This is a genomic window from Leeuwenhoekiella sp. ZYFB001 (assembly GCF_011784865.1).
GTDB classification, from domain to species: Bacteria; Bacteroidota; Bacteroidia; order Flavobacteriales; family Flavobacteriaceae; genus Leeuwenhoekiella; species Leeuwenhoekiella palythoae.
In genome coordinates this window covers 25,897-51,711 of the sequence record NZ_CP050460.1, presented here as the reverse complement: position 1 = coordinate 51,711, position 25,815 = coordinate 25,897, and the positions used below count along the sequence as shown (strand labels likewise).

The window sequence follows — 25,815 nt, the reverse complement described above, 5'->3', positions numbered from 1 at the left end:
CCCGATTTTATTTATGCGGTAACCATATTGCCTTCAATGCAATAGTGGTTAGCCAATTTTGTAAATTCTTCTATCTGGTTAAGTTTCCAGGCTTCATCACGATTCAGTTCAGCTGCGATCAATCGCGCTACCTCAGCAGTCATCTCACGAGCAGCAGCCGCATCTAGAAACAAGGCTCTCACGCGTCTAGCCAACACATCTTCAACTGTACGCGCCATTTCATAACGCACGGCCCAGATCACTTCCGCTTTTAAAAACGGAAGACGCTCGTGCAATTTCTCACCCAATTCCGGTTGTTCTTTTATAAGGCTCGCAATCCCTTTTTGATCACTACCATAGATGTACAAATGATTACTACGGTCTTCAGTAGGTTGTGCCCCGTGAATTGCTAAATGTGCTGTTTCACAGGCTTTCTTCGGAAGTTTTTTAAGCGAAATCGCTTTATTTATGGTGTCTTGTGCCATTCTACGGTAGGTGGTCCACTTTCCGCCGGTAATGGTAATCAAACCGGTTTCTGAAACGATCACTTTATGGCTACGCGAAATTTCTTTCGTTTTTTCTGAATCGTCTTTAGGCGCAGCAAGCGGACGCAAACCGGCAAAAATGCTTCGCACATCAGCGCGCGTCACTTTTTTATTCAAATAATTATTGAAGGTTTGCAGAATGAATTCAATTTCCTGCTCCTGTGCCTGAGGCTCCAAACTATGATCATCCAGATTGGTATCTGTAGTACCCACTAACACTTTATCATGCCAAGGCACAGCAAACAACACCCGACCGTCACTGGTTTTAGGGATCATAATCGCATCGTCTCCGGGCAAAAATGATTTATCAAAAACCAAATGCACCCCCTGACTTGGCACTACCGATTTTTTAGCTTCGGCGTTTTCCATACGCAGGATTTCATCGGTAAATACTCCGGTTGCATTGATCACCACATCACTCGAAAACGTATAGTGTGCATCGGTTTCGGTATCTTTCGCTTCGACACCTATAACTTTGCCGGTATCGTTTTGTAAAAGATCAGTGACTTTAAAATGGTTGAGTAGAGTAGCCCCATTTTCAATCGCGGTTTGTGCGATATTCGTCGCCAAACGCGAATCATCAAACTGCCCATCTTTATATACAACTCCGCCATAAAGTCCTTTTTGTCTTAGGGTTGAAAGACGCTCTGTGGTCTTGGTTTTGTTGATATGCTTCGATTTTCCTAAACTCAGTTTTCCGGCTAGAAAATCATAAGCTTTTAACCCGATGGTGTAATAAACCCCTTCCCACCATCTGTAGTTTGGAATGATGAAGTTTTGGTTCTTCACCAGATGCGGTGCGTTTTGCGCCAATAATCCGCGCTCATATAAGGCTTCCTTAACCAGGTCAATATCTCCTTGTGCAAGATAGCGCACGCCACCATGCACTAATTTTGTACTTCGGCTAGAAGTTCCCTTTGCATAATCTACCTGCTCTAACAACAAGGTTTTATAGCCTCGAGTAGCACTATCTAAAGCCACTCCAAGTCCTGTTGCTCCTCCTCCAATCACAATCACATCCCATTTTTTGGTTTGTGAAAGTTGTCCTGTCAAATGCTCACGCGCAAATATATTCGCCATCGTTTGGTTTCTTAATTTTTCTTTATGCTGCCAAATATATATAAAATGATACTAAAACGATTTCATTTGAAAGTTAAAGTTTCGTTTAAATTGTTAAAAAACACAATATCGATTAAAAACGAAACTAAAAGAAACCATTTTTAAAAACGCTTTAAGACCTTATATTTGTAGTGCTTTTATGCGCTCAAACCTTATAGTAATGGAACGTCATCAGGAAATTTTAGATCTTTTAAAAAAAGAGAAACATGTTAAAGTTGCGACCCTTTGTGAGCGACTCGATGTCTCAGCCGTAACCATAAGAAAAGATTTGAAACTTCTGGAAGATAAAGGCTTGCTTTTTAGAACACACGGTGGTGCCTCTTTAGAAAATCCTTATATGAACGAGCGCGACGTAAGCGAAAAAGCTTCAATATCTGCCGAAGAAAAATCGCTCATAGCAGAAGCGGCTGCTCAACGCATCCAGGAAAACGATTCTATCATTATCGCAAGCGGAACAACCGTACAACAGCTGGCGAAAGCGATTAAACCCATTGGCAAGCTCAACGTAATCACCTCTTCGCTTCTCGTTGCGATTGAGTTGATGAAACATCGCGATATAGATATTATTCAATTGGGCGGAAACATTCGCCATCGCTCCGGTTCGGTTACAGGGCATTATGCAGAGCATATTTTGCAACACATTTCTTCTCATCAATTTTTTATGGGAGTTGATGGGATTGATCTCGATTTTGGCTGCACTACTACTAATATTGAAGAGGCAATCTTGAATAAAAAAATGATGGAAGCTGCGCAGAAAACGATCATTCTGGCAGATTCTTCAAAATTTGGAAAACGCAGTTTAGCTAAGATCTGCGAACTTGATGAAATTAGTGAGATCATTACGGACAAAGACCTATCTGCCGCAGATGCAGAGCGCATTCGAGAGATGGGAATTAAATTAACCTTGGTCTAGATTACTCCAGCTTAAGTTGCAGGTATTTTATTTTTGACCGGTTATGCGTGTATGTAATATGCACCAAACCTTCTGAATCTTGGATGATCGCAGGATAGCTAAATTCGCCTTCAGCCTCATTTTCTAACTGCAACACATCTTCCCAATGCGAACCGTCTGTACTATACGCCAGATTGAGTTTATTGCGCCCGTCTGACCAATCAGCCCCGGCTTCGGTAGGATTGTAAACTAAAAGAAAATTTCCGCTCTCAAGCGTAACCGCATCAATCCCACTATTGGGATTAAGCATCGTTCCCTTGGTAGCTTCAGACCAGGTTTTACCTTGATCTGAACTTTCACTTTCTAAAATATAATTCTGATCGCTGCGTAATAAAGCTTTCAGATTTCCATTTTTAAGCTGAATCAAAGTAGGCTGAATGACTTTAACCGTATCTGCTGAAGGAATCCCAACACGCTCCCAAGTATAGCCGTTATCGCTTGATAATTCAATATGCGATATCCAAACTGCACCATCTTCTGACTCTACGCTAGACGGACTTACAATACTTCCGTTTGCAAGCTGGATGGGCTTATTCTTGATAGGACCTAAAATTCCATCGGGTAATTGCTCTGCTGCTGACCACGAAGCGCCGTTATCTTCAGAAGTTTTCAATTTTCCCCACCAGGAAGATGGCGACGGACCTTCTTTGTAATACAGCATCAATGTATTTTCGGCATTTTTAAATAGCACGGGATTCCACGTAGGATAACTCAGTGTATCGTTTTCTACCTTACCGTCAGCAATTTTTTGCGGTGTTGACCAAACGGTATCTGTAAGTTTACTTTGATAGATACTTACATCGGGATGCCGCTCGTATTCCCCACCAAACCAAGCTGCGATAATACTTCCGTCCTGAACCTCAACCAAGGTTGAAGCGTGACACTGCGGAAATGGCGCTTTCTCGTAAATAAACCCTTCTTGTACGATACTTAATTTAGGCGTTTCGCTCGTTTGACACGCAGTAAACACACCTAAAAATAAAACGACTACTTGTGCTTTGATCTTTTCTAATTGCATTGGTTAGGCTAATTCTCCAACGATCAATCGTCCGTGATACGCTTCTGCTTCCACGAGATGATGAAGTTCGGTTAAATTGAATTGAGTGATTTTTCCGGCAGGCATAATCTCTAGTTTATTTCCCGCCATTGTTATTAGTCGGTTTAAATTTTCCGCTCCATCAAACGCATTAGATTTCCCTCCTGAAGTGAGTATAGTATCTACACCTTCAACCTGCAAAAGCTCTTTTAATGCCGCGTCAATATTTGGTGTTGCATCAATGGCTTTATGAATTACCACTCTTAAAGGCTTTGCTGCTTTTGTAAGCATTTTAATAGCCTCAATATTGAGTTTCTTAGATTCGTTTAAAACACCAAAAACTACACCCTCAGCGCCTTCTTTCTTACAAAAGGCTATGCAGGCTTTCATATGTTCAAGCTCTTCTTCACTGTAATTAAAGTCGCCATTACGCGGCCTGATCATCACGCGGATCGGGATCTTAACCGCCTTGATCACTTCAGAAATTAGATCTGGAGCCGGCGTTAAACCGTCAAAAGCAAGGTAAGCACAAAGCTCCAAGCGGTCTGCTCCTTTTTCCTCGGCTTTAATGGCCTGAGTTAGGCTTTCTACGCAAGCTTCTTTGATATATTTTTTTGACATAGGGGCTTTGTTTAATTTTTTAGATCCTCGAGAATCGGTGTTTTTTGTGCGGAAATAGAAGTCGCCGCAACTTCATTAAGCTGTTCAAAAATGGTAATGGTATTGTCCTTTTTCTTCAACCAACACCCCGGAACATACAGCGTTTGCTGTGGGCCTACTTTCCAATAACGCCCTAAATTATGTCCGTTTACAAAAACGATTCCCTTACCCATTTCGCTCATATTAAGAAAGGTATCTCCCTGCTTTTTCAAATCAAAATTTCCGGAATACACAACAGGTCTTCCTCTTTTTATTTCCGTTGAACTTTCAACTTCCGGCACTTCAGCAAAGGGCGCTTTATACATCTCCCAACCACCAGTGATCTCATAATCGTTGATGCTCACGGGAGCGATAATTCCCTTAAGGTTATTTACGATCTCTGCACCGTAATTGATACGGCCCATATTTTCTACCAAGATCTCTAAACTCCCATTAAATGGAATTTTAATCGGCATTTCATACGAGTTGAAGACGCGGTTGAGTTCGCCTACTTTCTTACCATTTACATAAACGGTTGCAAAATCGCGTAACCCGGGCACTTTAAGCGTTCCGTTGATAGGCTGCGTAAAGCGTTTTTTATACAACACATAACCATAACCTTGCTCGAGTTGCTCAAATGTAAGCGGAGTATCACTCGTCACCGGTTTTTGCTTTTTGATATTGGTAAGCGCATCAATTGTTTTTGTCAATTGAATCTGCGGAATTTCAATAACCGGAATTTGCTCCGGTACCGCAGGAATATCATAGGGCGCATATTTTTGCATCAATGCGCGAATACTGTCATATTTAGGAGTTACCCAACCAGCTTCAGAAATTGGCGCATCATAATCGTAGCTGGTAATATCCGGCTGAATATCGTGTTCATCATTATAATTGGCTCCTGAGGTAAAACCGAAATTGGTTCCGCCGTGGGCCATATAAAAATTGAAATTCACACCGTTTTTGAGATACACTTCAGTTTGTTTTGCAATATCTGAAGCGCTAATTTTTACAAAAGGCTCTGCCCAATGATCTAACCAACCGGGATAAAACTCAGCAACCATATACGGCCCTTCGTTATTATTAAATTTATTGACCACCTTTTTCAGGTTATCGATATTTCCTTCTCCATTAGCTGTAGGCAATACACCTTCAAGACTTCCGCCTTCAAAGAGCCACGCACCATCAGAAGTGAAAAATGGTGCCTGAAAACCGGCATCTTTCAGCATTTTGAAAATAGCTTCTTTATATGCTTTATGATCTTCAGGAGCGATATCTTCCCGCTGAGCCACATACGAACCAAACTCATTCTCTACCTGCGTCATAATGATATTTCCACCATTATTAACCTGTAAAACCGCAACTTGTTTAGCGAGTTCGTTGATGTATTCTTTACAAGCTGCTAAAAATTGCGCATTGTTCTCGCGCACTTTAAGCCCCGGAATGTTTTGTAAAAACCAAGGATAGCCGCCAAATTCCCACTCACCACAGGCATAGGGTCCCGGACGTAAAATGACAAACATCTCTTCTTCCTTAGCGATTTTAATGAACTCGGCTACGTTGCGATTTCCGGTTTTAAAATCCCAAACTCCGGGAGCCGGATTGTGGTAATTCCAGAATACGTAGGTGGCAATGGTATTCAAACCCATCGCTTTCATCATCTGAATGCGATGACGCCAATATTCCTTTGGAATACGCTCGTAATGCATCTCGCCGGAGTAAATAGGCGTTGGCTTTCCATTATATACAAAAGAGCCATTTTCTATTTTGAATGGGGCATCATCCTGAGCTTGAGCAAAGCCAAAACTCAGCATAATAAGGACTAAAGCGAAAAAGTTTGTTCGTACAACTTGCATAGAATCTAGTATACTTCGATGTTAGAGATCAATGGGCAAGCTAATGCTTCGGTGATCTCGATTTTAAGTTTTGACGTTTCCACACCATTTAATTTCAGGATGCGTTTATGCCCGATCGTCGTTTGGTTTTGCACTTCTTTCCAAGCACTATCCTCCCAAACAGAAACCGTAAATGCAGCCACGCGCTGACCGAGTTTGATATACTCCTGAAGTGAAATATAATTCAGTGTTTGCGGCGCATCCCAGTTCAATTCTATGCTTCCGGTAGTTACACCGTCATTTGTTGCCCAATAAGTTTCTGCATCGCCATCAAGCACTTTGTCTGCAGCGTAAACTGGCTTATCGCCACGCACAGGAGTTGCGATAGCAGTAGCTTTTTCAGCTAAGTTTTCAGCAAAAACGCTATCTAATATTTTTCTGAATCCACGAAGTGACGCAACATCATTCTCGTGAAATAAGCCGCGACGGTCTGGCGGAATATTCAACAATAAGGTTGAACCTCGACCTACAGAAGTCAGGTACAATTCAAATAAATTTTCTGGAGAGCGTACCAGCGAATCTTCTGAAGCGTGATAAAACCACCCTGGACGAATCGATGTATTCACCTCTGCCGGAATCCAGCTTTTCCCATCTTTGGTTCCGCTTTGCAAGAGTTCTTCGATTCCTGCTTTACCGGCATAAAGCGTATCTGTTGTAATCGTGTTCCAATGGGTTTCGCCGCCTATTCCGCGCTCATTTCCTACCCAACGCAAATCTGGTCCTGCATCGCTAAAAAACAATACCGGCGGCTGCATCGAGTCAACCATTTTCAACGTTGTGGGCCAATCATAATAATTTTGACGATCGATCTTGCGCTCTTCATTAGCGCCGCCATAGTAGCCGTCGCCTCCGTTAGCGCCATCAAACCACATTTCAAAAACAGGCCCGTAACCAGTGAACAATTCCTTAAGTTGATTGCGGTAATACGTGATGTAAGATGCTTCACCATAATCGGCACGATTACGATCCCAAGGCGATAAATAAACCCCAAACTCTAATCCGTGCGCTTTAGCAGCTTCTGCAACTTCTTTTACTAAATCCCCTTTTCCATCTTTATACGGACTCGAAGCTATATCGTGCTCTGTGTATGCTGAAGGCCACAAAGCAAAACCATCGTGGTGTTTTGCAGTTAGAATGGTTCCGCTAAAACCGGTTTCTTCCAAAACAGACATCCACTGATCTGTGTCCAATTCAGACGGATTAAAAAGCGCTGGAGATTCATCTCCATAACCCCATTCTTTATCGGTAAAGGTGTTTATGGTAAAATGAATAAAGGCATTCATTTCCATATCATACCAAGCGAGTTGATCTTCTGAAGGCACTGCACCATAAGGCTCAGGGACACCATCATTTGAAGATTCGCAAGCCACAAGACCACACAATAAAAAACTTAAAAAAGGAATATAGAATCTATTCATACAAAGCGTTTATTCTGATTTATAAGAAAATGCAAGCGCTGCTTTTGCGGCGTTTCTTACCGAAGCAGGAAGCTTTACGGTTACTAGATTATCTTTAATCATATAGTTTAGTTTTTTCCCAGTACTTACCAGTTTAAGGCTAGTTCCTTTTTTAGGAAGATTTCCTTCCCAGCTCACCGTATTGGGTACCGCTTCACCTTCGGTCAATAAGGTGATTGCAAAGGTATTTGTGTCGTTTGCCGTAAAATAGGTTGCCTCACTGTGATAATGATCGATCGCGTGGGTACCGTAAATTGCCTCACCGTTTGTGTCTAACCAATTTCCTATTTCAGTAAGAATAGGAAGTGCATCAGGAGGTAATAAACCGTCTGGTTGCGGGCCAACACCTAAAAGCATGTTTCCGCCTTTGGCTACCACTTCAACTAAACTATGAATCACTTTTGCCGAAGTTTTAAAGTTATCATTAGGCACATAACCCCAGTTGTTTCCTAAGGTCATATTGGTTTCCCAAGGATGATCTAGTTTGGTTTCCGGGATCGAACGCTCAGGAGTTTGATAGTTCTCGTAAGGCCCGTGAACCGTACGGTCTGCAAAGATGATTCCCGGCTGCGCTTCGCGTGCCATTTTTGCGATACGCGGCATATCGATCTCCTGACTGAATTCCGGAATTGGAGCTCCCCAGGCACGCACTTCATCGGTTACAGTCTCACGCGGGCGTACCCAGCCACCATCTAACCATAAAATGTCTATAGACCCATAATCGTGCATCAACTCACTGATCTGGTTGAATGTGAAATCCTGAAAGCTTTTCCATTTTTCAGGATACTTTCTGATGTCATAATTCACATTACGGTCTGGTGTTGCATATTTATCCCACCAGAAATCTTGCGAATGCCAGTCTGGTTTAGAAAAATAAGCGCCGATCATAAAATCTTTCTTTCTAAATGCCTCAAATACATATTTGGCGACATTGGCTTTTGGATGGTTTTTGAAAGGTCCGTTGGTGATTTTATAATCGGTTTGCTGGGTATCAAACATATTGAAACCGTCGTGGTGCTTCGTAGTAAAAACCACATATTTCATTCCGGCATCAGCTGCAGCCTCGGCCCATTGATCCGGATCAAAATTCACGGGATTGAAAACTGAACTCAAGTTCCAATACCATTTTTTATAGTCGTTGTATGAGATTCCTTCAGGACGCTCCAGCCAAGGCTCAGAGCAAATTTGCCAACTCTCGATAATTCCGGGAACTGCATACACGCCCCAGTGAATAAGCATTCCAAACTTTTGATCGCCCCAAACAGCAAGTTTTTCCTTTACCTGAGGGTCGATAGGTGCTTGATATATTTTGGATTGCTCGTGCAAGTTGCCGCCTTGAGCAAATAAGCTGTTGCTGCCGGCTAGGGAGCACAGCAGCACAGCTAAAACATAAAAAAACTTAGAGTATGAAAGGTCTCGCATAAGTATCGTTAGTTGTTTGAAAGTTGTATAGATTCTGAAAGTTCAAAACGTTCTTTAAGTCTAATATCTTGAGAAGAAGCTCCTAATTGAACTTCAAATTCGCCGGCTTCGGCTACGTGATTCATTTCGGCATCATAAAGCGCTAATTCTGCCAGTGTTAAGGAAAAAGTCACTGTTTTGCTTTCGCTTTTGGCTAAATGAATACGTTCAAAACCGCGTAATTGTTTTACCGGAGTGACCACGCTACTCACCACATCGCTTAGGTACAGCTGAACGACTTCGTCTCCATCCCTATCTCCGGTATTTTTCACATCAACCGAAACTTCAATGGTTGTGTTTGCAGCATTTCCGCTTTGCGAAATTTTCAAATCTGAATAGTCAAAAGTGGTATAGCTCAAGCCGTGACCAAAAGCATATAATGGTTCCGAAGTTTCTTCAACATAATCGCGCCGTTTAGGCCACCAGTGGTTATAATACACAGGAGATTGCCCAACCGATTTTGGGATCGAGACCGGCAAGCGCCCCGCCGGATTATAATCACCAAATAAAACATCTGCCAGCGCGTGACCACCCTGTGAGCCGGGATACCACGTGTCTATGATTGCAGGAATGTGTTTGGCAGGCCAATTGATCAACAAAGGTCTGCCGGTAATCAACACTAATATTGTGGGAGTTCCTGTCGCTTCTACCGCCTGTAAAAGCTCTAATTGTTTTCCCATAAGATCTAAAGTAGAACGGTCATAACCTTCTCCACTTTCCATATCACTTAAAACTTGATCCTCTTTTGAGGAAACGGTCGCTGCACCCGTCTCTAAGTATTCTGTTTTAAAATCACGTGCGCTAGAACCACCGAGCACCACAATAGCTACTTCAGCGCTTTTGGCCGCTGCAACCGCCGCAGGAATATCAGTTTGAGTGGTATCGCGAATGGCTGTTCCTTTTACATAAGTGATTTCAGCCTTTGGCATTTTGGCACGAATTCCTTCCAGAGGCGTTACGATAAATTCGGGTTCTTGAGGCGCAGTATAGTCGCCTAATTGATTATACATCATATCAGCGTTAGGACCGATCACTGCTATTTTTTTAAGATCTTTAGATAGCGGAAGCAACCCGTTCTCATTTTTAAGTAAGGTCACGCCTTCCAGCGCCATTTCTTTTGCGATCGCAATATGTGCCGCGCTTCGCACAACTTTTTTAGGCGCCTTTTCTTCTACATACGGATTTTCAAAAAGGCCCATTTTAAACTTTAAACGCAATACATATTTTACAGCTTCATCTAAGCGCGCTTCAGAAACTTTTCCATTTTCAAAAGCGTTGAGTAATTCATCGTCAAAGCCATTCCCACCTAAATCTGAATCTACACCGGCGTTCATCGCCAAGGCAGCAGCATCCTCAAAAGTTGCAGCCGCGTGATGATCACCTTTAATACCTTCGATGCTTGCCAAGTCTGAAACCACAAATCCTTCAAAACCCCATTGCTCGCGCAATAAACCGGTAAGCAAGGCTTTATTTGAAGTACTCGGAATTCCATCAACCGAACTGTACGCCGTCATTACAGAAAGCACACCAGCATCGATTGCTTTTTTAAACGGATACATATAATCTTGCATGAGTTCGCGTTGCCCAATATGTACTGCATCACCGTTGTGACCACCTTCTGAAACGCCGTATGCAGCAAAATGCTTTAAAGTAGAAATTACACTTTCAGGATTTTCTATTCCTTCACCTTGAAAGCCTTCGATAACGCCCAATCCCATTTCAGAAATCAAATAAGGATCTTCGCCGAAGGTCTCTTCTACACGGGACCAGCGCGGTTCACGTGCAAGATCCAGAATAGGACCGTAACCAATGTGCGCCCCTTGAGCACGTAATTCTTTTGCTACAGCGGCTCCCATTTTTTTATTCAATTGCGGATTAAAGGTACTCGCCTGACCTATGGCTGATGGAAATTCGGTAGTCCCAATAGCCATATGGCCGTGCATCGCTTCTTCCGCCAGAAATAAGGGGATTCCTAATCGGCTTTCTTCGATAGCAACTTTTTGAATGGCGTTAGTCGCTTTTGCAGCGAGTTCCGGATTCAGACCATTTGACAAGGTTTTTTGCGTCCAGGGATCGGCACGCATCACCCCCCAAAGGGCGCCAATTTTCTGTTCTTCGATCGCCGTTTTTAGCGCTTCGCTTGCTTTAACCGAATTACCAGTTTTTGTGTACATTTTCCATCCCAAAAGTGTAGTGAGTTGTCCTACCTTTTCTTCGATGGTCATACGCTCTACGAGATCGGTAACGCGATCTTCTATTGGCGCCTGCGCATTCTTATAGACTGCATTTACAGGAACTTCTTCTTGAGCGCAAAGCTGCGCCACTGCGAAAACAAGCACGAACACAGTGGCAAACAACTTCTTCAAATAAATATAACACATAAGGTTCTTTATCAATTTTGGTATCGCTTTGTGAAAAACGCAAACTTTACGTTAGAATTTCAACAATAAGCTTTTTAAAACTAAAAGAACATTCAACAGATTTGAAAAATAATCGCTGAATAACCGCTGAACGTAGCTTAGTAACGCTAAATATTAAGATTTTTTTAAATGTTTGTAAAGTAGGTGTAATCGCCTCCAGCCTTTGAAAACGTTGTACTTGGTTTAAAGATTAAATATTAAATTAGTATAAAGTTAATCCCAAAGCAGGTCTTCGCTTAAACAAAAAAAGGGTGCTTTTGCGAGCACCCTTTTCACCAGAAACAATTTAAAAAAACTCAAAAAACTCTCGTTTTTATGCGCTGCCATAGCTTCACCAGGGCTATGGTTGCAATCAGCGTGAGTAACGTTAGGATGCTGGCTTGGGTATAATACCCGTAAATCCAGTATCCGGTGCTAAAAAGCGCACCATATATTGTGACACAACCTACCAATGTGGCTAAAATACCCGCAGGAACAGACCATTTCTGATTGGTCGTAACTAAAGCAACACCTTGGGCACGTGCTTTAATAATAATTTTCTCCCAACCGGGACCACCGGGTTGTGTTTGTTTATAAAAATCAAATAAGGTTTTATCCTTTTCAGGGCGCGTCAAGAAGGTAACTGCTAACCAAACAATTGTAGTTAAAAGCACTACAACAGGATAGGTTGACCAGTTAGGCAATACACCATCTGCTTCGGCGGTACCAAAGAGCACCACTCCTAAAGAAGTAAAGTTGAAAAGAATGGAAATAATTCCTGAAGAAAACATTGCAGAGATCTCACTCCACGCGTTGATTCTCCACCAAAACCAGCGTAGAATAAATATCAATCCGGTACCTGCTCCAAACATCAAGATAATGTTGAAGAGTTGATATGCATTAGTCAATAGTAACGCAACCCCTGAACTTACTACCATCAACAATACTGTTGAAATTCGGCCTACATTTACCAGTTCTTTTTGAGAGGCTTTCGGTTTAACATAGCGTGCGTAAAAGTCATTTACTACGTACGATGAACCCCAGTTCAAATGCGTTGAAATTGTTGACATATAGGCTGCAATCAGTGACGCCATTACCAAACCTAGCAATCCGCTTGGTAGTTTGGTCAACATAGCAGAATACGCCAAATCATCACCCAATTTACTTTCCACAATATTTGGGAATGCCTCGTGAATGCTGGCAATATCAGGATATACTACAATTGAAGCTAAGGCTACTAAGATCCACGGCCAAGGACGCAACGCATAGTGCAAAGCATTGAAGAAAAAGGTTGCTCCAATTGCGTGATTCTCATCTTTAGCCGCAAGCATACGCTGCGCAATATAACCACCACCTCCGGGTTCTGCACCTGGATACCAAGCGCTCCACCACTGTACCGCAAGCGGAATAATCAATAGTGTGATCAGGGTCGTGGTATCATTAAAATCAGGAAGTATATTTATTTTGTTAATAACCGCTTCATTCGCCATTAGACCTTCCATCCCACCAACTTCGGGTAGATTTACGCAATAATATGCTGCGCCAATACCACCTGCCATTGCAGCAAAAAAGAGAATAAAATCAGTATAAACAACGCCTTTAAACCCTCCGATCGTACTGAAGATCACGGTAACCAATCCAGCATAACCTATGGTTTCTAACGGTGTTAAGCCAAGCATAATTTGCCCGATTTTAATAGCAGCAAGCGTTACTGCACTCATCGCCATTACGTTGAAAATCACACCTAAATATACTGCTCGAAAACCACGTAAAAACTTCGCAGGTTTTCCGCCGTAGCGCAATTCATAAAACTCGATATCGGTGTTGACTTCAGACTTTCTCCAGAGTTTTGCATAGACAAAAACAGTGAGTAAGCCGGTGATCAAGAACGCCCACCAAACCCAGTTACCGCTTACACCTTGATTACGTACAATATCAGTAACCAAGTTAGGCGTATCTGTCGAGAAGGTTGTGGCCACCATAGAGATCCCCAACAACCACCACGGCATGTTTCGGCCTGAAAGAAAATATTCAGAAGAGCTTTTACCTGATTTTTTTGCAACGAGAAGTCCGACAATCAGGGTTGTTGCAAAAAAGCCAATGATAATGGCATAATCAAGTGTTTCTAAAGCTACCATAGATGAATATTCGTTTATGTTAAAGTTCTTTTTTGGCTATTTTCAACTTAAAAATGATAACGCATAAATGCTTCCATCGCTGCATATTCAGCAAGACCTAAAGCTCTGTACTTACTAGCAGTTTCTTTATTTCGATCTTCTGCACGCACCCAAAATTCTCGCAGGTCTTCTCCTTGAAACATCACACCATCTTTTTGTGATTGGTGATAGAAAATGGCCTGTCTCTTTTTCAGCACCTGATCTGGGCTCATTGGAACTGCCATCTCGATTTCGTGCATTTCAAACTCGTGCCACGCGCCGCGGTATAACCACACCCAGCAGTCGTTCATATACGCCTCGCTCTTAAGTTGCTCAAGCGATTCAAATATAATATTTAAACATACTTTATGCGTTCCGTGCGGATCTGCAAGATCTCCCGCAGCATAGATTTGATGAGGCTTAACAGTCGCGATTAGATCATTTACAATATCTACATCATCTTGCGACATGGGATTCTTTTTAATTCCTCCTGTTTCGTAAAACGGAAGATCTAAAAAGTGAACGTGCTCATCAGGAACTCCTTCAAAACGGGTCGCTCCTAGTGATTCGCAGCGTCTGATGATTCCTTTTAACTGGCGTACTTCAACCGGATCGATCTCGTTACGCTGTTTGTTTTTTATTTGTTCTGCGATCGCAGCAAATTTTTCTTTATCTCCGTTACCAATTTGCGCAGCAACTTCGGCAAACTTCAAAGCTTCGTGATCTGAAACTGCGATATTTCCTGAAGTTTGATAAGCGATATGCACCTCGTGCCCTTGCTCTACCAGACGGTCAAAAGTACCTCCCATAGAAATCACATCATCGTCAGGGTGCGGACTAAAAATAATCACGCGTTTTTTCTCTGGGGTTGCACGCTCTGGTCTGTTAGTATCATCAGCTCCCGGCTTACCACCCGGCCATCCGGTAATGGTATGCTGCAGCTTGTTAAACATTTCGATATTGAGATTATACGCAGAACCTTGAAGCGCCAATAGGTCTGACATCCCGTTGTCGTTATAATCTTTATCGGTAAGACTTAAAATCGTTTTATTTACTTTTTGGCAAAGCCAAAACACCGCTTTTGCAGTCAATTCTTTAGTCCAATCACAAGTACCCACTAACCACGGAGTTTTCACTCGGGTTAATTCTGAAGCAGCTGCGTCGTCAAGCACAAATGTGGTATTCTCATGTTCCTGAAGATAAGTCGCCGGAACGTGTGAAGAAATCTCACCTTCAATGGTCTCTTTTAAGATCTCAGCTTTATTTTGCCCCCATCCTAAAAGTACAATTCGCTTAGCGCCAAGTACCGTATTGATCCCCATAGTGATCGCTTTTTTAGGCACATTAGACAAACCTCTAAAGGCTCCTGAAGCATCAGCACGGGTTAGATAATCTAAGGTGATCATTCGGGTTCCACTATTAAAATGCGAGCCCGGTTCGTTAAAACCAATATGACCGGTTCTACCAATTCCCAAAAGTTGAAAATCGAGTCCGCCGGCAGCTTTTATTTTTTCTTCGTAAGCGATACAAAACGGCTTGATCTCTTCTTGAGAGATCGTCCCATCAGGGATATTCACCTGATCTGCAGGAATATCCACGTGATTGAATAAATGCTCGTGCATAAAGTAATGATAACTTTGCACGTCTGACTTATCCATTGGCCAGTATTCGTCAAGATTAAAGGTGATTACATTTTTAAAGCTCAAGCCCTCTTCCTGATGCATACGCACAAGTTCTGCGTAAACATTAATTGGGGAAGAACCTGTGGCAAGGCCTAAAACACACTTTTCACCGGCAGCTTCTTTGCTTTTTATTAAATCTGCAATTTCCTGCGCTACAATCACTGAAGCATCGGTAGCATTCTGAAAGCTGATGTTGTGTATCTTTTCAAAACGCGTTTCTTCAAACTTTCCCGCGGGTTCATATTTGATCAATGCTGAATCTTTAACCTGTAAATCCATATCTACTGAATGAGTTTTGCTGACTTTAAAAATGTTTAGAAAAGCTAACTTTTTTTGAAATTTCTACATCACCGCGCTACAATATCTAGCTTTCTAAGGATGAAATTCCCAATTTTCTTAACTATTTCAAAAAAGATTCGATAGACAACGGCTGTAAGAAGCTAAATAACATCAATTGCAGGGCTCTGGTATTTGCAATTTGTTATCAAATTGCAAAATATATTGAGCATCTTACTCAAAAATCACCTCCCCGGCATTCACCCATTCTTTATGCGTGATTGCTTGTTTTTTGATAGATTTTCCGTTGATTGAAAAACCAGCTGAGACCTTTGATGGGTTTTCTGAAACATTTTGTATCACCAAGGTGTCGTTAGTATTAAAATCAGGATTCAAATGAATAGTCACCTTGTTGAATTGCGGTTCCGAAAGCGTATAGGTTGCTTCGCCCGGAGTCATCGGGTAAAAGCCCATCATCGCATAAATGAGCCAGGCGCTCATAGTTCCTGTATCTTCATTACCCGGAAGCCCGGCAGGATTATCAGTAAAATACGTATCGATCAAATCAGCTACTTTTTCACGGGTCTTATAACTCTTCCCCGGAAGATAATTGTATAAAAACGGATACGCAATATCAGGCTCATTAGCCATATCAAACTGATCTTCCGCAAAAAGTGCATCGAGTTTTGCCTCAAATTTTTTGGCACCACCCATCATTTTGATCATTCCCTTGATGTCGTGTGGCTGCATAAATAAATATTGCCACGCATTACCTTCTATAAAGCCCGGATTTTCGGTAAAATTAGCACCGGCAAGAGGGTCAAAAGGTTCGTACCAAGTGCCGTCAGACATTTTAGGTTGCAAAAAACCAGATGTTTTATTGAACAGTTTTTTATACGAAAGTGCGCGCTTCGTAAAACGCTTAGCATCTTCTTTTTTGCCTAGCGCTTGAGCCAATTGAGCGATACTAAAATCTGCAATATTATATTCCTGAGTGGTAGAAACAGGACCTGCAACGTCAGAGTCGACACTTACATAACCCTTTTCAATGTACTCAGCTATACCCGGGCGCAACGGATTATTTTCTCTAGCGTCAGCACTTTTGAGCATTGCCGCGTATGCCTTTTCCACATCAAAATCAGTAATTCCTCTTTGGTATGTATCTGCTAAAACTACTGCTGCCGGATCACCAACCATAGTAAATGTTTCGGTTGCATTAAGCTCCCACTTGGGCAGCCAGTCATTTTGATCATAGATCTCAAGCATAGAATTTACCATATCTAATTGCTCTCGCGGATACAGCAAACTCATCAACTGGTGGTAATTACGATAGGTATCCCATAGCGAAAACACCGTATAACGGGTACCGTCAGTTTTTTTAGTCGCTCGGGTTTTCATCGCGGGGTATTCGCCATTACTGTCATTCAAAATACTTGGCGCTATCTGCGTATGATACAAGCCGGTATAGAAAATGGTTTTGTCGTCTGCATCATCCCCTTCTACTTCTACAACGCTCAATTTATCATTCCATGCATTTTTGGTTTGTTGATATACCTCATCAAAAGTAGCATCACCTACTTCCTTATCAAGATTCTCTCGCGCGTTTGCTATACTCACATAAGAAACGCCTATTTTCATCACGACCTGCGTAGGCTTTTCAAAATCATACTGCACATAAGCGCCAATACTATCTCCCACCACTTCGCGCATAAATTGCTCTTTGAGACGCGTCTTTCCGTTATAACCCATCCACTGTGCTTCTACACCTTTATGGCTTGCCGGTTTATCCCAAATTCCAAAATTCTCAGGTGCTTCATAAATGCGCGCAACGAAATACACCGGATACGCACTTTCAGCATTATTGTAGCAAAACGCTCCAACCATTCGGTAACCTTCAATCTCTGTAGATGAATTGAATTTAAGCATCGCACCGTGCTCATTAGTAAGGCCGAGACCTAAATTCAATAAAAGATTGGCCTTTCCGGCAGGAAAACTATACCTGCTCACACCCACGCGGGTGCTTGCGGTCAGCTCCGTTTTCACATCATATTTATCTAATTCGACCGAGTAATATCCCGGTTTTGCTTCTTCGTTTTTATAGGTGGTCCCATACTCCAAATGTTGTGTTTTGAGTTCGCCGGTGGTTGGCATACTCAAAATCACACCTAAGTCAGGACAGCCCACACCGCTCATATTGAGGTGGCTAAAACCGGTTAAGAAGGTATTCTCATTTACATAAGGATTAGACAACCAGCGGCTGTCTTTCTCTAATACATTTTGACTTCCGGCGACATTAAACGGAGAAACGCTCGCCATCCCACGCGGAGCGATCGCTCCCGGATGCGTCGCCCCAAAATTAGAAGTTCCTATAAATGGGTTTACATATTGTGTGTAGTCTTTTTGTTGGGCCGTTGCTAAAAAACTAAAGCATAAAGCGAGCAACAACGCTACTCTTGAATACATCATGGGATTCTATGTTCTATTAATTCACTAAAATTTCATCAACAAATAACCACGCGCCGCCCCCTTTTGGAGTTTCGCTCAATGGTTTTATAGTTACTCGAAGATACTGCGCCTGCTGCTTTTTAAAATCGAGTTTGAAATTTTCAATTTTTGCACCGGGATTCGTCTGATAATCCCGTGTTGTTACAGCCACTTGCTGAAAGTTTGTTCCATCCTGAGACACTTCAACTTTCAGCTCCTCCGGAAAATAAATACCGGTTCCCTGCTCTTCTAAAGTTCCTACAACCACTTGCTGCACCTCTTTCAATTCCTGCAGATCGATCATAACCACCGCAGGATTATTGATCCATCCCTGCCAGCGACCATCTTTAAAGTATTTGCTTCCGCGCAGCACATCGACCAAAGCCGTCTCACCCGTTGACGGGTAACTCGCGCTGTATTCAAATTTATAGGTTACGGGCTTTGCAACCGCTTGATGAAAGTCAAAAAACTTATTCATCGTATCGCCCATTTGATTCCCGTTTTCAAAAACTGCCGCTTTTACGCGTGTCGTACTATCAATTTTTAAAGGTGTTTGATAAAGTTCTGCTTCTGGGGTCAGCTCTGCTTCACCCAAAACATATCTAATTTCAGTATCCGGGAATTCCGAATGTAAAGCCACGGTGATCTCTCCGGTTTTAAGATCTATGGCAGATTCTTGCTGAACGGCAAACGCACTCTTAGCATAATTGATCTCCATCACATCAAAACGCTGCATCATTTTACGCACACGGTGTGTATAATTTTGCCAGTCAATCTTCTCTTTAGGACTCCAGAGCACTTCTGCTAGAGCTGTCAATCGTGGAAACAGCATATATTCTGAATGTGCTTCAGTAGGAATATATTCTGACCATAAATTGGCTTGCCCGCCCAATACGTGTTTCTTTTGTTCGACGCTCATCGAATCTACAACTGGACTAAACTCATATACTTTCTCTAACGGAAGAAATGCGTTAAAGGCTACTGGTTCGTGGTCTGGACTGCCCTGATAATAATCAAAATACATGTGGCTTACCGGCGTCATAATCACATCGTGACCAGCCTTGGTCGCTTCCCAGCCTCCTTGAAAACCACGCCAACTCATCACCGTGGCCTTTTGTGGCAAACCACCTTCCAGGATCTCATCCCAACCGATCAAGGTTCGATTATGCTCACTGAGAAATTTCTCGATGCGCTTCATAAAATAGCTTTGAAGTTCACCGGTGTCAGCAAGACCTTCTTCTCGCATTAATTTTTGACAAGAAGGGCAAGTTTCCCAATTGGTTCTCGTGGCTTCATCACCGCCGGCGTGAATGTACTCTCCCGGAAAAAGCGCCATCACTTCGGTTAGCACATCTTCTAAAAATTCAAAAGTGGTTTCTTTACCGGGACAGTAAATATCGGTTATAGGCCAAACGCCACCAGACGGAACCGCAATAGGCTCATCGGTGCACGATAACCACGGGTACGCCGCGATCGCACTCATCACGTGCGCCGGCATTTCAATTTCAGGAATTACGCGAATTCCTTTTGCTTGCGCGTAAGCGACAATCTCTTTAATATCTTCTTGCGTGTAAAAACCACCGTAAGTTCCTTTTTCCTCAGGGTCGTTTTTAGTACGGGCATTCCAATGTTTATCTTCTTGATCTACGCGATAAGCACCAACTTCAGTAAGCTTAGGATATTTTTTGATCTCAATGCGCCACCCCTGATCGTCTACAAGGTGAAAGTGAAACGTATTCAGTTTTAAAAACGCCATACGATCCAAATGCTTTTTGATGTATTCTTTACCAAAAAAATGTCGAGAAACATCTAAATGACTTCCACGATAGGAATATTGTGGCGCGTCGTCAATGTTAACATTAGGAATATACAAGGCTAAATCTGAAACCTGCGTTTTGCTTTCTACCTCCTTCGGAAGCAATTGCCTGATGGTTTCTAACCCGTAAACAAAACCCAATTTTGAATTGGCTTCTAAAAGCACTTTATCAGCAGTAACATCAAGTGTATACGCTTCCTCTTCCAATTCAGAATTAATACTTAACTGAATGCTGTTAGCAGTCTCTTCTGAGGCAATATCTAAGCTAAAGCCCGCAGAATTTGAGAGTAAATCATTGATGATCCCCGTCAGTTCTTCTAGGCTATCATTTGTGATTACAAAGCGAGTTTCTCGAGTGATCTCAAAACTGCCCGAATGTAACTCCAAAGATTTAGGCTGTGGAATCAAAACCAGATCAGCTTCGGTGAACGATGGATTTTTACTTTCGGCGCAGCCTAGTAAAGCGATACTAAAAAAGAAAAAGAGCGTTTTTATGAGTTTCATCAAAAAGAATTTTAGTGTTCTATTCTACTTATAGTCCTGATCGGGTTTTGGCATTTCTAAACGTTGGTCTGTAGCGTCAGCGGTCATTTCAAAAAGCAGTTCGCCACCATTGGTTATTTCGCTATGCGTGATAAAGCCACGTTTTAAAGGTTTTCCGTTGAGAAAAATCCTTTTTACGTAGGTGTTTTTATCAGAAAAGTTTTGTGCTGAAATTATAAACTTCTTATTGCCAGGAAGCTTGACCTCAGCTTTTTCAAACAGCGGAATACCCAAAATATATGCGCCCTGCGCCGGATTTACAGGATAAAAACCCAATGCGCTAAAAACATACCACGAAGACATCTGCCCACAATCTTCATTTCCGCAGTGCCCGTAAGGCTCATTTTTATATTGCGTTTTTAAGATTTCGCGAATGCGTTCCTGCGCTTTTGAAGGCTTCCCTACATAGTTATAAAGATATGCCACGTGGTGACTGGGCTCATTACCGTGATTATACTGCCCGATCATCCCGGTGCTAAAAATTGGGAGTTTATCAGTAGGCTTGGGATACAAGCTAAACATTGAATCAAGCTTTTGCTCAAAAGCAGTGCTTCCGCCGGTTTTTTTAATCAAGCCTTGAATGTCCTGAGGCACAAACCAGTAGTACTGCCACGCATTACTCTCGCTGTAAAAACGGGTATATTCTTTAGCTACAAAGGGCTCAACAAATTTGTTTTCAACTGTTTTAGGTCGGAAGAAATTGGTTTTGTTATCGTGTAATTTTTTCCAGTTTTCCGCACGTTTACTGAAGTATTTATATTCTTCTTTTTTACCTAAAGCCTTTGCAAATTGTGCGATGCACCAATCGTCATAGGCATATTCTAAAGTTTTAGAAACACTCCAGTCTTCGTTTTCCTCAGCTGCCGGGACATAGCCCAATTTGCTATAAATAGGAATGCTTCGGTCTGCGGCAGTTGCACTCGCTTTGCAGGCTTCGTAAGCTAATTCCGCATCAAAATCAAAACCTTTAAAATAGGCATCTACAACCACAGGAACGGCGTGATAGCCCAGCATCATATTGGTCTCGTTGCCTTGCATCGACCAAACCGGAAGCAAACCCGTTTCTTTATAATGCGCCAATAGCGATTGAATAAAGTCCGGCAGACGCTCTTGCTGAATGATCGTATATAAGGGGTGCGCTGCGCGAAAAGTATCCCACAAGCTGAAGGTATCAAAACGGTCAAAACCTTGAGCGATATGCACCTCATCATCTGCACCTTTATAAGCACCCTTTGGATCATTTAAAAGTGTAGGCGCCAACATAGATTGATACATCATGGTATAGAACAATGCCTTCTGATCTTGATCTTTAGTAGTGATCTTAACCTTACTCAGCTGGTTTTCCCAAACAGCTTCGGTTTGTTTTCGGTAGGCATCAAAATCAAAATGCGAAGCTTCGGTGTTCATGGAAGCGTAAGCTCCTGCGATATTTGCCGTGGATAAAGCCGTTTTTACCACCAGCTGCTCCGCTTCCGCGGTAGCGTAATTGAGTATGATTTTAGTATCGGTTCCCTTTGCTTCTTGATCTATTTTATTTTTTCCTTCAAAAAGGGTGTAGCTCTCAAAAGGTTTAGAAAACTGCATCACAAAATAAATACGCTCATCTTTAGCCCATCCGGTTGATTTGCGATAGCCTTCTAGTGTTGTATTGTTTACTACTTTGATATAGGTGTCTGTGGCACGATCCCAGTTGAGCGCATACCCCAGATCTACATACACTTGCGAGGCGCTATCCTTTGGAAACGTATACCGCTGAATTCCCACACGCGGCGTTGCAGTAAGTTCGACGTTGATCTCATAATCGGTCAGTTCTACCTGATAATACCCCGCAGATGCTGATTCCTGTTGGTGATTAAATGCAGAAAACGGGCGGTACCCGTTTGCTTCAATGCGTTTTGATGATTTACTATTGACCGGCATCACCAGGATGTCATACAAATCTCCGGCCCCGGTTCCTGTTAAATGCGTATGCGAAAAACCGCTAATAATGCTGTCTTGATAAAAATATCCTGCAATGCGGTCCCAACCCGGCGTACCAATATCCGGACTCAGTTGCACCATTCCGTAAGGCGCAGTTGCCCCGGGATAAGTATTCCCGGGACCATCTGTTCCTATAAATGGATTAACACTAGAAGTTAGGGATTTCTGTGTAAAGCCATACACACTAATAAATAGGCTAAAACCTAAAAGAAGGTATTTCATTAAATATTGTTTGCTTCTTTAATTACTGCAAGGAGCTCTGGTGTAAGCGCATTGCCATCAAAGAATGACGCTCCTTTTGCACCATTTTCTTTTGCTAGCTGAATCGCTTTTGCTAAGTCTTCCGCGCTCATTTCAGGCACATAAATACCGGTATGCAATTCGGTACCTGTTCCTTCAAGATCTTTTACACCTTGACCTGTAGCAAAACCGATCCAGTCGATCTCTTCGTTATAAAAGTTGTGGTAGATCATTGGTAAAACCACATCAATATTCCATTTATCCCAACGTTGACGCACCATATGATCTGCCATTTCAGGATAAGGAAACACTGCTCCTGTTAATAATTTTCCATTTTTATGGGCTACTTCATAAGCATCATCAACTACGGCTTTGATCTGATTTAAACGGAATTGCTTCCACTCCATATCAATTGCAGTATTATGTGATTCTAACGGATTTTTATGATGTTCTTCTTCAAACTTCGCTATACAAGCGTCGCAATAGCAAAAATCATATTCTGGCAGCTCTGTATCTTGAACCAGGTCGTATTTTGGTAACAGACCTATCGGCAAGAACACATCTGGATAGCGAATGTAATCTAGATGAAAACTGCTCACTCCTTCTACCTTGGTCAGCTTATCGATCAAGCCTAAAATGTGATTACGCGATCCCTCACGAGTAGGACATAAAAACTGGTAATAATCTACATATGGGCGATGGTCAAACGTTGACTTTCCTTCTTTACTTACCGCATACCATTCCGGGTGTTTTAGCGCAACAGTGTCTCCGGGGCGGTTCATCGTGAACATCCACGCGTGTACTTCGAGACCTTCTGCAGTTGCTAAAGGAGTAAGGCGCGCCAATAAATCAGCATCTGCATTGGTGTTGATCAAAACGGCATCGAGACCATTTTCGGCATAATTTTTAAATTCCTCGACATAAGAATCGTCGCTGCGTTTGGGATCTGCAGTCGTCCAGGTCCAGAATTTAAAATCTTCAGAAGCTGAAGAATCTTGTGTTTTTTCAGCTTGATCTTTATTTCCCGCAGGATGCATATTGTCAATACAAGAAGTAGCCACTATCGCTACCAGCAGTACAATGAGGTGTTTTAGTTTCATAGGTTTCCTTAATTAAGTTTTAAATATTTGCCGTCTTCCTGAATACGGTAAACCGCATCTGAAAACGGACTTTCAACAGTAATTGACCAGCCGTACGTGTGGTTTTCTAAAACCGGAGTTATGGTTTTATTCTCTAACTGAAATGCTTCTGCATTTAGCGCATCAAGCGAAGTTGCCCACGTTTTATTTTCAGAGAAATATGCTTTTTGAGCACGATAAAATTCATACAACTTCCAGCGGATCTGCTCATCTTGCGGAATCGTAAACGCAATTTCTTCCGAAACCGGCTTGGTAGAAAAATACACATACCCCCAATGCTCCGGTTCGTGCATATTGATCACACCTTGTGGCGACCAAACCCAGTTATATTCCGGTAGAAATTTCCCGGAAGCATCTTTTTTACGGCTGTAAGTACTTCCATCTAAATCGTGATCCCAGTTGACTCTGGAGAAGTTTATACGCCAGAAGTTATCTGCCGGCACATCGTTACTCCCGCTCGCTTCCTTCAATACTTTCCAAGGCATTGCGATCTCAACGCTCCAGCTCTTATCTGTATCGGTAGGGTCGTTTAAAGTACCATTAATCGACACCGCGGTTTGCAAGCCTTGAATATCCCAACTATCAACTACAGGAGCTGACTCGCGGTAAGGTTTTACTAAGAGTAAATCCCAAACCGTGTTGAGCGCATTCATCTCAAACTCATAATAGTTGTGCGTATCGCCATCAGGATCTATAAAAATCTCAAAGTCATTATTGTAAAAAATCACAGTGTCGCGCTGCTTTAAGGTCGCCCAAATATGAGGCTCTTTAAGCTCTGCGTAGAAATACAGATTTTCATCATCCCAAAGCATTTTTACCCGTGTATCGTACTTTGGGATCTTGACACCTTCGATGTCTATAAATGATTCTGAAAATGGGGCTGCTTCCCAAACTTTTTCCTCTGCTTTTCCGTCAATTGTTAACGGTGCATCAATGTGATGTGCAACATAAGAACGAGGTTTCACTTGGGCGAAACTTCCGTAGGTAATCAAAAGCAAGAATATAGAAAGGGCAGTTTTAATCATTTTTACAGGCTGTTATTTTTAACGAAATCAATGATCTCGCTCAGTTTTCCAAAAGCCACCGAAGTTACGGTATCTGACGCTCCATAATACAAGGCCACCTTATCTTCTTCTACCGAATGTAAGGTCGCACACGGAAACAACACATTAGGCACATCACCTACCAACTCATACGGTGCAGCCGGTGCAAGTAAATACGGCTGACTACGGTACAATACTTTATCTGGGCTATCTTTATCTAAGAGCGCCGCTCCTACCGAATATCTAAATCCGTTGCAGGTGTTGATCACCCCGTGATAGAACAGTAACCACCCTTCATCGGTCAAAATAGGCACAGGTCCCGCACCAATTTTTGTACACTGCCAAGCGCTATCTGTAAACGGTGCAACTTTCATCACACAACGGTGCTCGCCCCAATATTTCATATCAGGACTGTAGCTGATATAAATGTCTCCAAAAGGCGTATGCCCATTATCACTAGGACGGCTCAACATCGCGTATTTCCCATCTATTTTCTGCGGAAGCAACACACCGTTTCTATTAAAAGGAAGAAAGGCATTTTCGCACTGAAAGAATTCTTTAAAGTCAAAAGTGTACCCAATACCAATAGTTGGTCCGTGGTAACCGTTGCACCACGTGATCCAATAGCGGTCTTCAATAAAACAAACGCGTGGGTCGTATTTATAATCAGAATCGATCATCTCGGTGTTTCCAGCACCAAATTCAATAGGGTCGTGATTGATCTCCCAGTTAATTCCATCTTTACTGAAGCCGGCAAAAATATTCATTTGCACCGCTTTGTTATCGCATCTAAAAACTCCTGCATAGCCATCTTCAAAAGGCACAACAGCCGAATTGAAAATACTGTTAGAACTGGGGATCGCATACCTGTCTATAATAGGATTTGCGTCATAACGCCACATTACATCAGTGCTGTTTGCCGGTCTGTCTTGCCAAGGAATTTGCGTTGTACTCATATATTGTATTCTATATTT

Annotated in this window: 16 protein-coding genes; 1 reads left to right on the top strand and 15 read right to left on the bottom strand. The window is 42.3% G+C overall.

Translation table 11 applies throughout. The annotated features are described in order from the left end of the window. Window positions 1–11: 11 nt before the first annotated feature. Window positions 12–1,604 carry a glycerol-3-phosphate dehydrogenase/oxidase gene (locus HCN54_RS00180; RefSeq protein WP_167596093.1) on the bottom strand — a complete coding sequence of 531 codons (1,593 nt, stop codon included), beginning with the start codon at window positions 1,602–1,604 and terminating at the stop codon, window positions 12–14. 199 nt (window positions 1,605–1,803) lie between these two features. Between HCN54_RS00180 and HCN54_RS00175 the strand changes: the two genes are divergently transcribed. Continuing rightward, window positions 1,804–2,556, top strand: coding sequence for a DeoR/GlpR family DNA-binding transcription regulator (locus tag HCN54_RS00175; protein ID WP_072985093.1), 753 nt, complete (start codon window positions 1,804–1,806; stop codon window positions 2,554–2,556). A 1-nt stretch (window position 2,557) separates the two neighbouring features. On the opposite strand, the gene HCN54_RS00170 is transcribed toward HCN54_RS00175, so the two are convergent. From HCN54_RS00170 to HCN54_RS00105, 14 genes are all read right to left on the bottom strand, one after another. Next, window positions 2,558–3,613, bottom strand: coding sequence for a sialidase family protein (locus HCN54_RS00170; protein WP_167596092.1), 1,056 nt, complete (start codon window positions 3,611–3,613; stop codon window positions 2,558–2,560). Between the two features lie 3 nt (window positions 3,614–3,616). Next, window positions 3,617–4,252, bottom strand: coding sequence for a copper homeostasis protein CutC (locus tag HCN54_RS00165; RefSeq protein WP_167596091.1), 636 nt, complete (start codon window positions 4,250–4,252; stop codon window positions 3,617–3,619). Window positions 4,253–4,263: 11 nt separating this feature from the next. After that, window positions 4,264–6,126, bottom strand: coding sequence for a glycoside hydrolase family 35 protein (locus HCN54_RS00160; protein WP_167596090.1), 1,863 nt, complete (start codon window positions 6,124–6,126; stop codon window positions 4,264–4,266). 5 nt (window positions 6,127–6,131) lie between these two features. Next, window positions 6,132–7,583 carry an alpha-L-fucosidase gene (locus tag HCN54_RS00155; RefSeq protein WP_167596089.1) on the bottom strand — a complete coding sequence of 484 codons (1,452 nt, stop codon included), beginning with the start codon at window positions 7,581–7,583 and terminating at the stop codon, window positions 6,132–6,134. A 9-nt stretch (window positions 7,584–7,592) separates the two neighbouring features. Then, window positions 7,593–9,044 carry an alpha-L-fucosidase gene (locus HCN54_RS00150; RefSeq protein WP_167596088.1) on the bottom strand — a complete coding sequence of 484 codons (1,452 nt, stop codon included), beginning with the start codon at window positions 9,042–9,044 and terminating at the stop codon, window positions 7,593–7,595. A gap of 8 nt (window positions 9,045–9,052) precedes the next feature. Next, entirely contained in the window at window positions 9,053–11,464 is a 2,412-nt protein-coding gene (locus tag HCN54_RS00145) for a glycoside hydrolase family 3 N-terminal domain-containing protein (RefSeq protein WP_205881695.1), read from the bottom strand. Between the two features lie 335 nt (window positions 11,465–11,799). After that, window positions 11,800–13,620, bottom strand: a complete 1,821-nt coding sequence (locus tag HCN54_RS00140) for a sodium:solute symporter family protein (protein ID WP_167596087.1) — start codon at window positions 13,618–13,620, stop codon at window positions 11,800–11,802. A 47-nt stretch (window positions 13,621–13,667) separates the two neighbouring features. Further along, window positions 13,668–15,599: a glucosamine-6-phosphate deaminase gene (gene nagB, locus HCN54_RS00135; RefSeq protein ID WP_167596086.1), complete on the bottom strand. Its 1,932-nt coding sequence runs from the start codon at window positions 15,597–15,599 to the stop codon at window positions 13,668–13,670. Window positions 15,600–15,830: 231 nt separating this feature from the next. Then, window positions 15,831–18,062, bottom strand: coding sequence for a GH92 family glycosyl hydrolase (locus HCN54_RS00130; protein WP_167596085.1), 2,232 nt, complete (start codon window positions 18,060–18,062; stop codon window positions 15,831–15,833). Between the two features lie 16 nt (window positions 18,063–18,078). After that, a complete protein-coding gene (locus tag HCN54_RS00125) occupies window positions 18,079–20,400 on the bottom strand; it encodes a family 20 glycosylhydrolase (RefSeq protein ID WP_167596084.1) in 2,322 nt (773 codons plus the stop codon). A 24-nt stretch (window positions 20,401–20,424) separates the two neighbouring features. Beyond that, on the bottom strand, window positions 20,425–22,641 hold the full coding sequence (locus HCN54_RS00120) for a GH92 family glycosyl hydrolase (protein ID WP_167596083.1): 2,217 nt from the start codon (window positions 22,639–22,641) through the stop codon (window positions 20,425–20,427). After that, entirely contained in the window at window positions 22,641–23,759 is a 1,119-nt protein-coding gene (locus HCN54_RS00115; RefSeq protein WP_167596082.1) for a hypothetical protein, read from the bottom strand. Before HCN54_RS00115 ends, HCN54_RS00120 begins: the two co-directional genes overlap by 1 nt. Before the next feature lie 8 nt (window positions 23,760–23,767). Beyond that, window positions 23,768–24,823 carry a carbohydrate-binding family 9-like protein gene (locus HCN54_RS00110; RefSeq protein WP_167596081.1) on the bottom strand — a complete coding sequence of 352 codons (1,056 nt, stop codon included), beginning with the start codon at window positions 24,821–24,823 and terminating at the stop codon, window positions 23,768–23,770. 2 nt (window positions 24,824–24,825) lie between these two features. Next, complete coding sequence (locus tag HCN54_RS00105) at window positions 24,826–25,797, bottom strand: glycoside hydrolase family 130 protein (RefSeq protein WP_167596080.1); 972 nt, start codon at window positions 25,795–25,797, stop codon at window positions 24,826–24,828. Window positions 25,798–25,815: the final 18 nt, after the last annotated feature.

Bases quoted from the DNA above. Each gene is read 5' to 3' on its own strand.
- HCN54_RS00180 (WP_167596093.1), bottom strand. From the start codon at position 1,604: ATGGCGAATATATTTGCGCGTGAGCATTTGACAGGACAACTTTCACAA.
- HCN54_RS00175 (WP_072985093.1), top strand. From the start codon at position 1,804: ATGGAACGTCATCAGGAAATTTTAGATCTTTTAAAAAAAGAGAAACAT.
- HCN54_RS00170 (WP_167596092.1), bottom strand. From the start codon at position 3,613: ATGCAATTAGAAAAGATCAAAGCACAAGTAGTCGTTTTATTTTTAGGT.
- HCN54_RS00165 (WP_167596091.1), bottom strand. From the start codon at position 4,252: ATGTCAAAAAAATATATCAAAGAAGCTTGCGTAGAAAGCCTAACTCAG.
- HCN54_RS00160 (WP_167596090.1), bottom strand. From the start codon at position 6,126: ATGCAAGTTGTACGAACAAACTTTTTCGCTTTAGTCCTTATTATGCTG.
- HCN54_RS00155 (WP_167596089.1), bottom strand. From the start codon at position 7,583: ATGAATAGATTCTATATTCCTTTTTTAAGTTTTTTATTGTGTGGTCTT.
- HCN54_RS00150 (WP_167596088.1), bottom strand. From the start codon at position 9,044: ATGCGAGACCTTTCATACTCTAAGTTTTTTTATGTTTTAGCTGTGCTG.
- HCN54_RS00145 (WP_205881695.1), bottom strand. From the start codon at position 11,464: ATGTGTTATATTTATTTGAAGAAGTTGTTTGCCACTGTGTTCGTGCTT.
- HCN54_RS00140 (WP_167596087.1), bottom strand. From the start codon at position 13,620: ATGGTAGCTTTAGAAACACTTGATTATGCCATTATCATTGGCTTTTTT.
- nagB (WP_167596086.1), bottom strand. From the start codon at position 15,599: ATGGATTTACAGGTTAAAGATTCAGCATTGATCAAATATGAACCCGCG.
- HCN54_RS00130 (WP_167596085.1), bottom strand. From the start codon at position 18,062: ATGATGTATTCAAGAGTAGCGTTGTTGCTCGCTTTATGCTTTAGTTTT.
- HCN54_RS00125 (WP_167596084.1), bottom strand. From the start codon at position 20,400: ATGAAACTCATAAAAACGCTCTTTTTCTTTTTTAGTATCGCTTTACTA.
- HCN54_RS00120 (WP_167596083.1), bottom strand. From the start codon at position 22,641: ATGAAATACCTTCTTTTAGGTTTTAGCCTATTTATTAGTGTGTATGGC.
- HCN54_RS00115 (WP_167596082.1), bottom strand. From the start codon at position 23,759: ATGAAACTAAAACACCTCATTGTACTGCTGGTAGCGATAGTGGCTACT.
- HCN54_RS00110 (WP_167596081.1), bottom strand. From the start codon at position 24,823: ATGATTAAAACTGCCCTTTCTATATTCTTGCTTTTGATTACCTACGGA.
- HCN54_RS00105 (WP_167596080.1), bottom strand. From the start codon at position 25,797: ATGAGTACAACGCAAATTCCTTGGCAAGACAGACCGGCAAACAGCACT.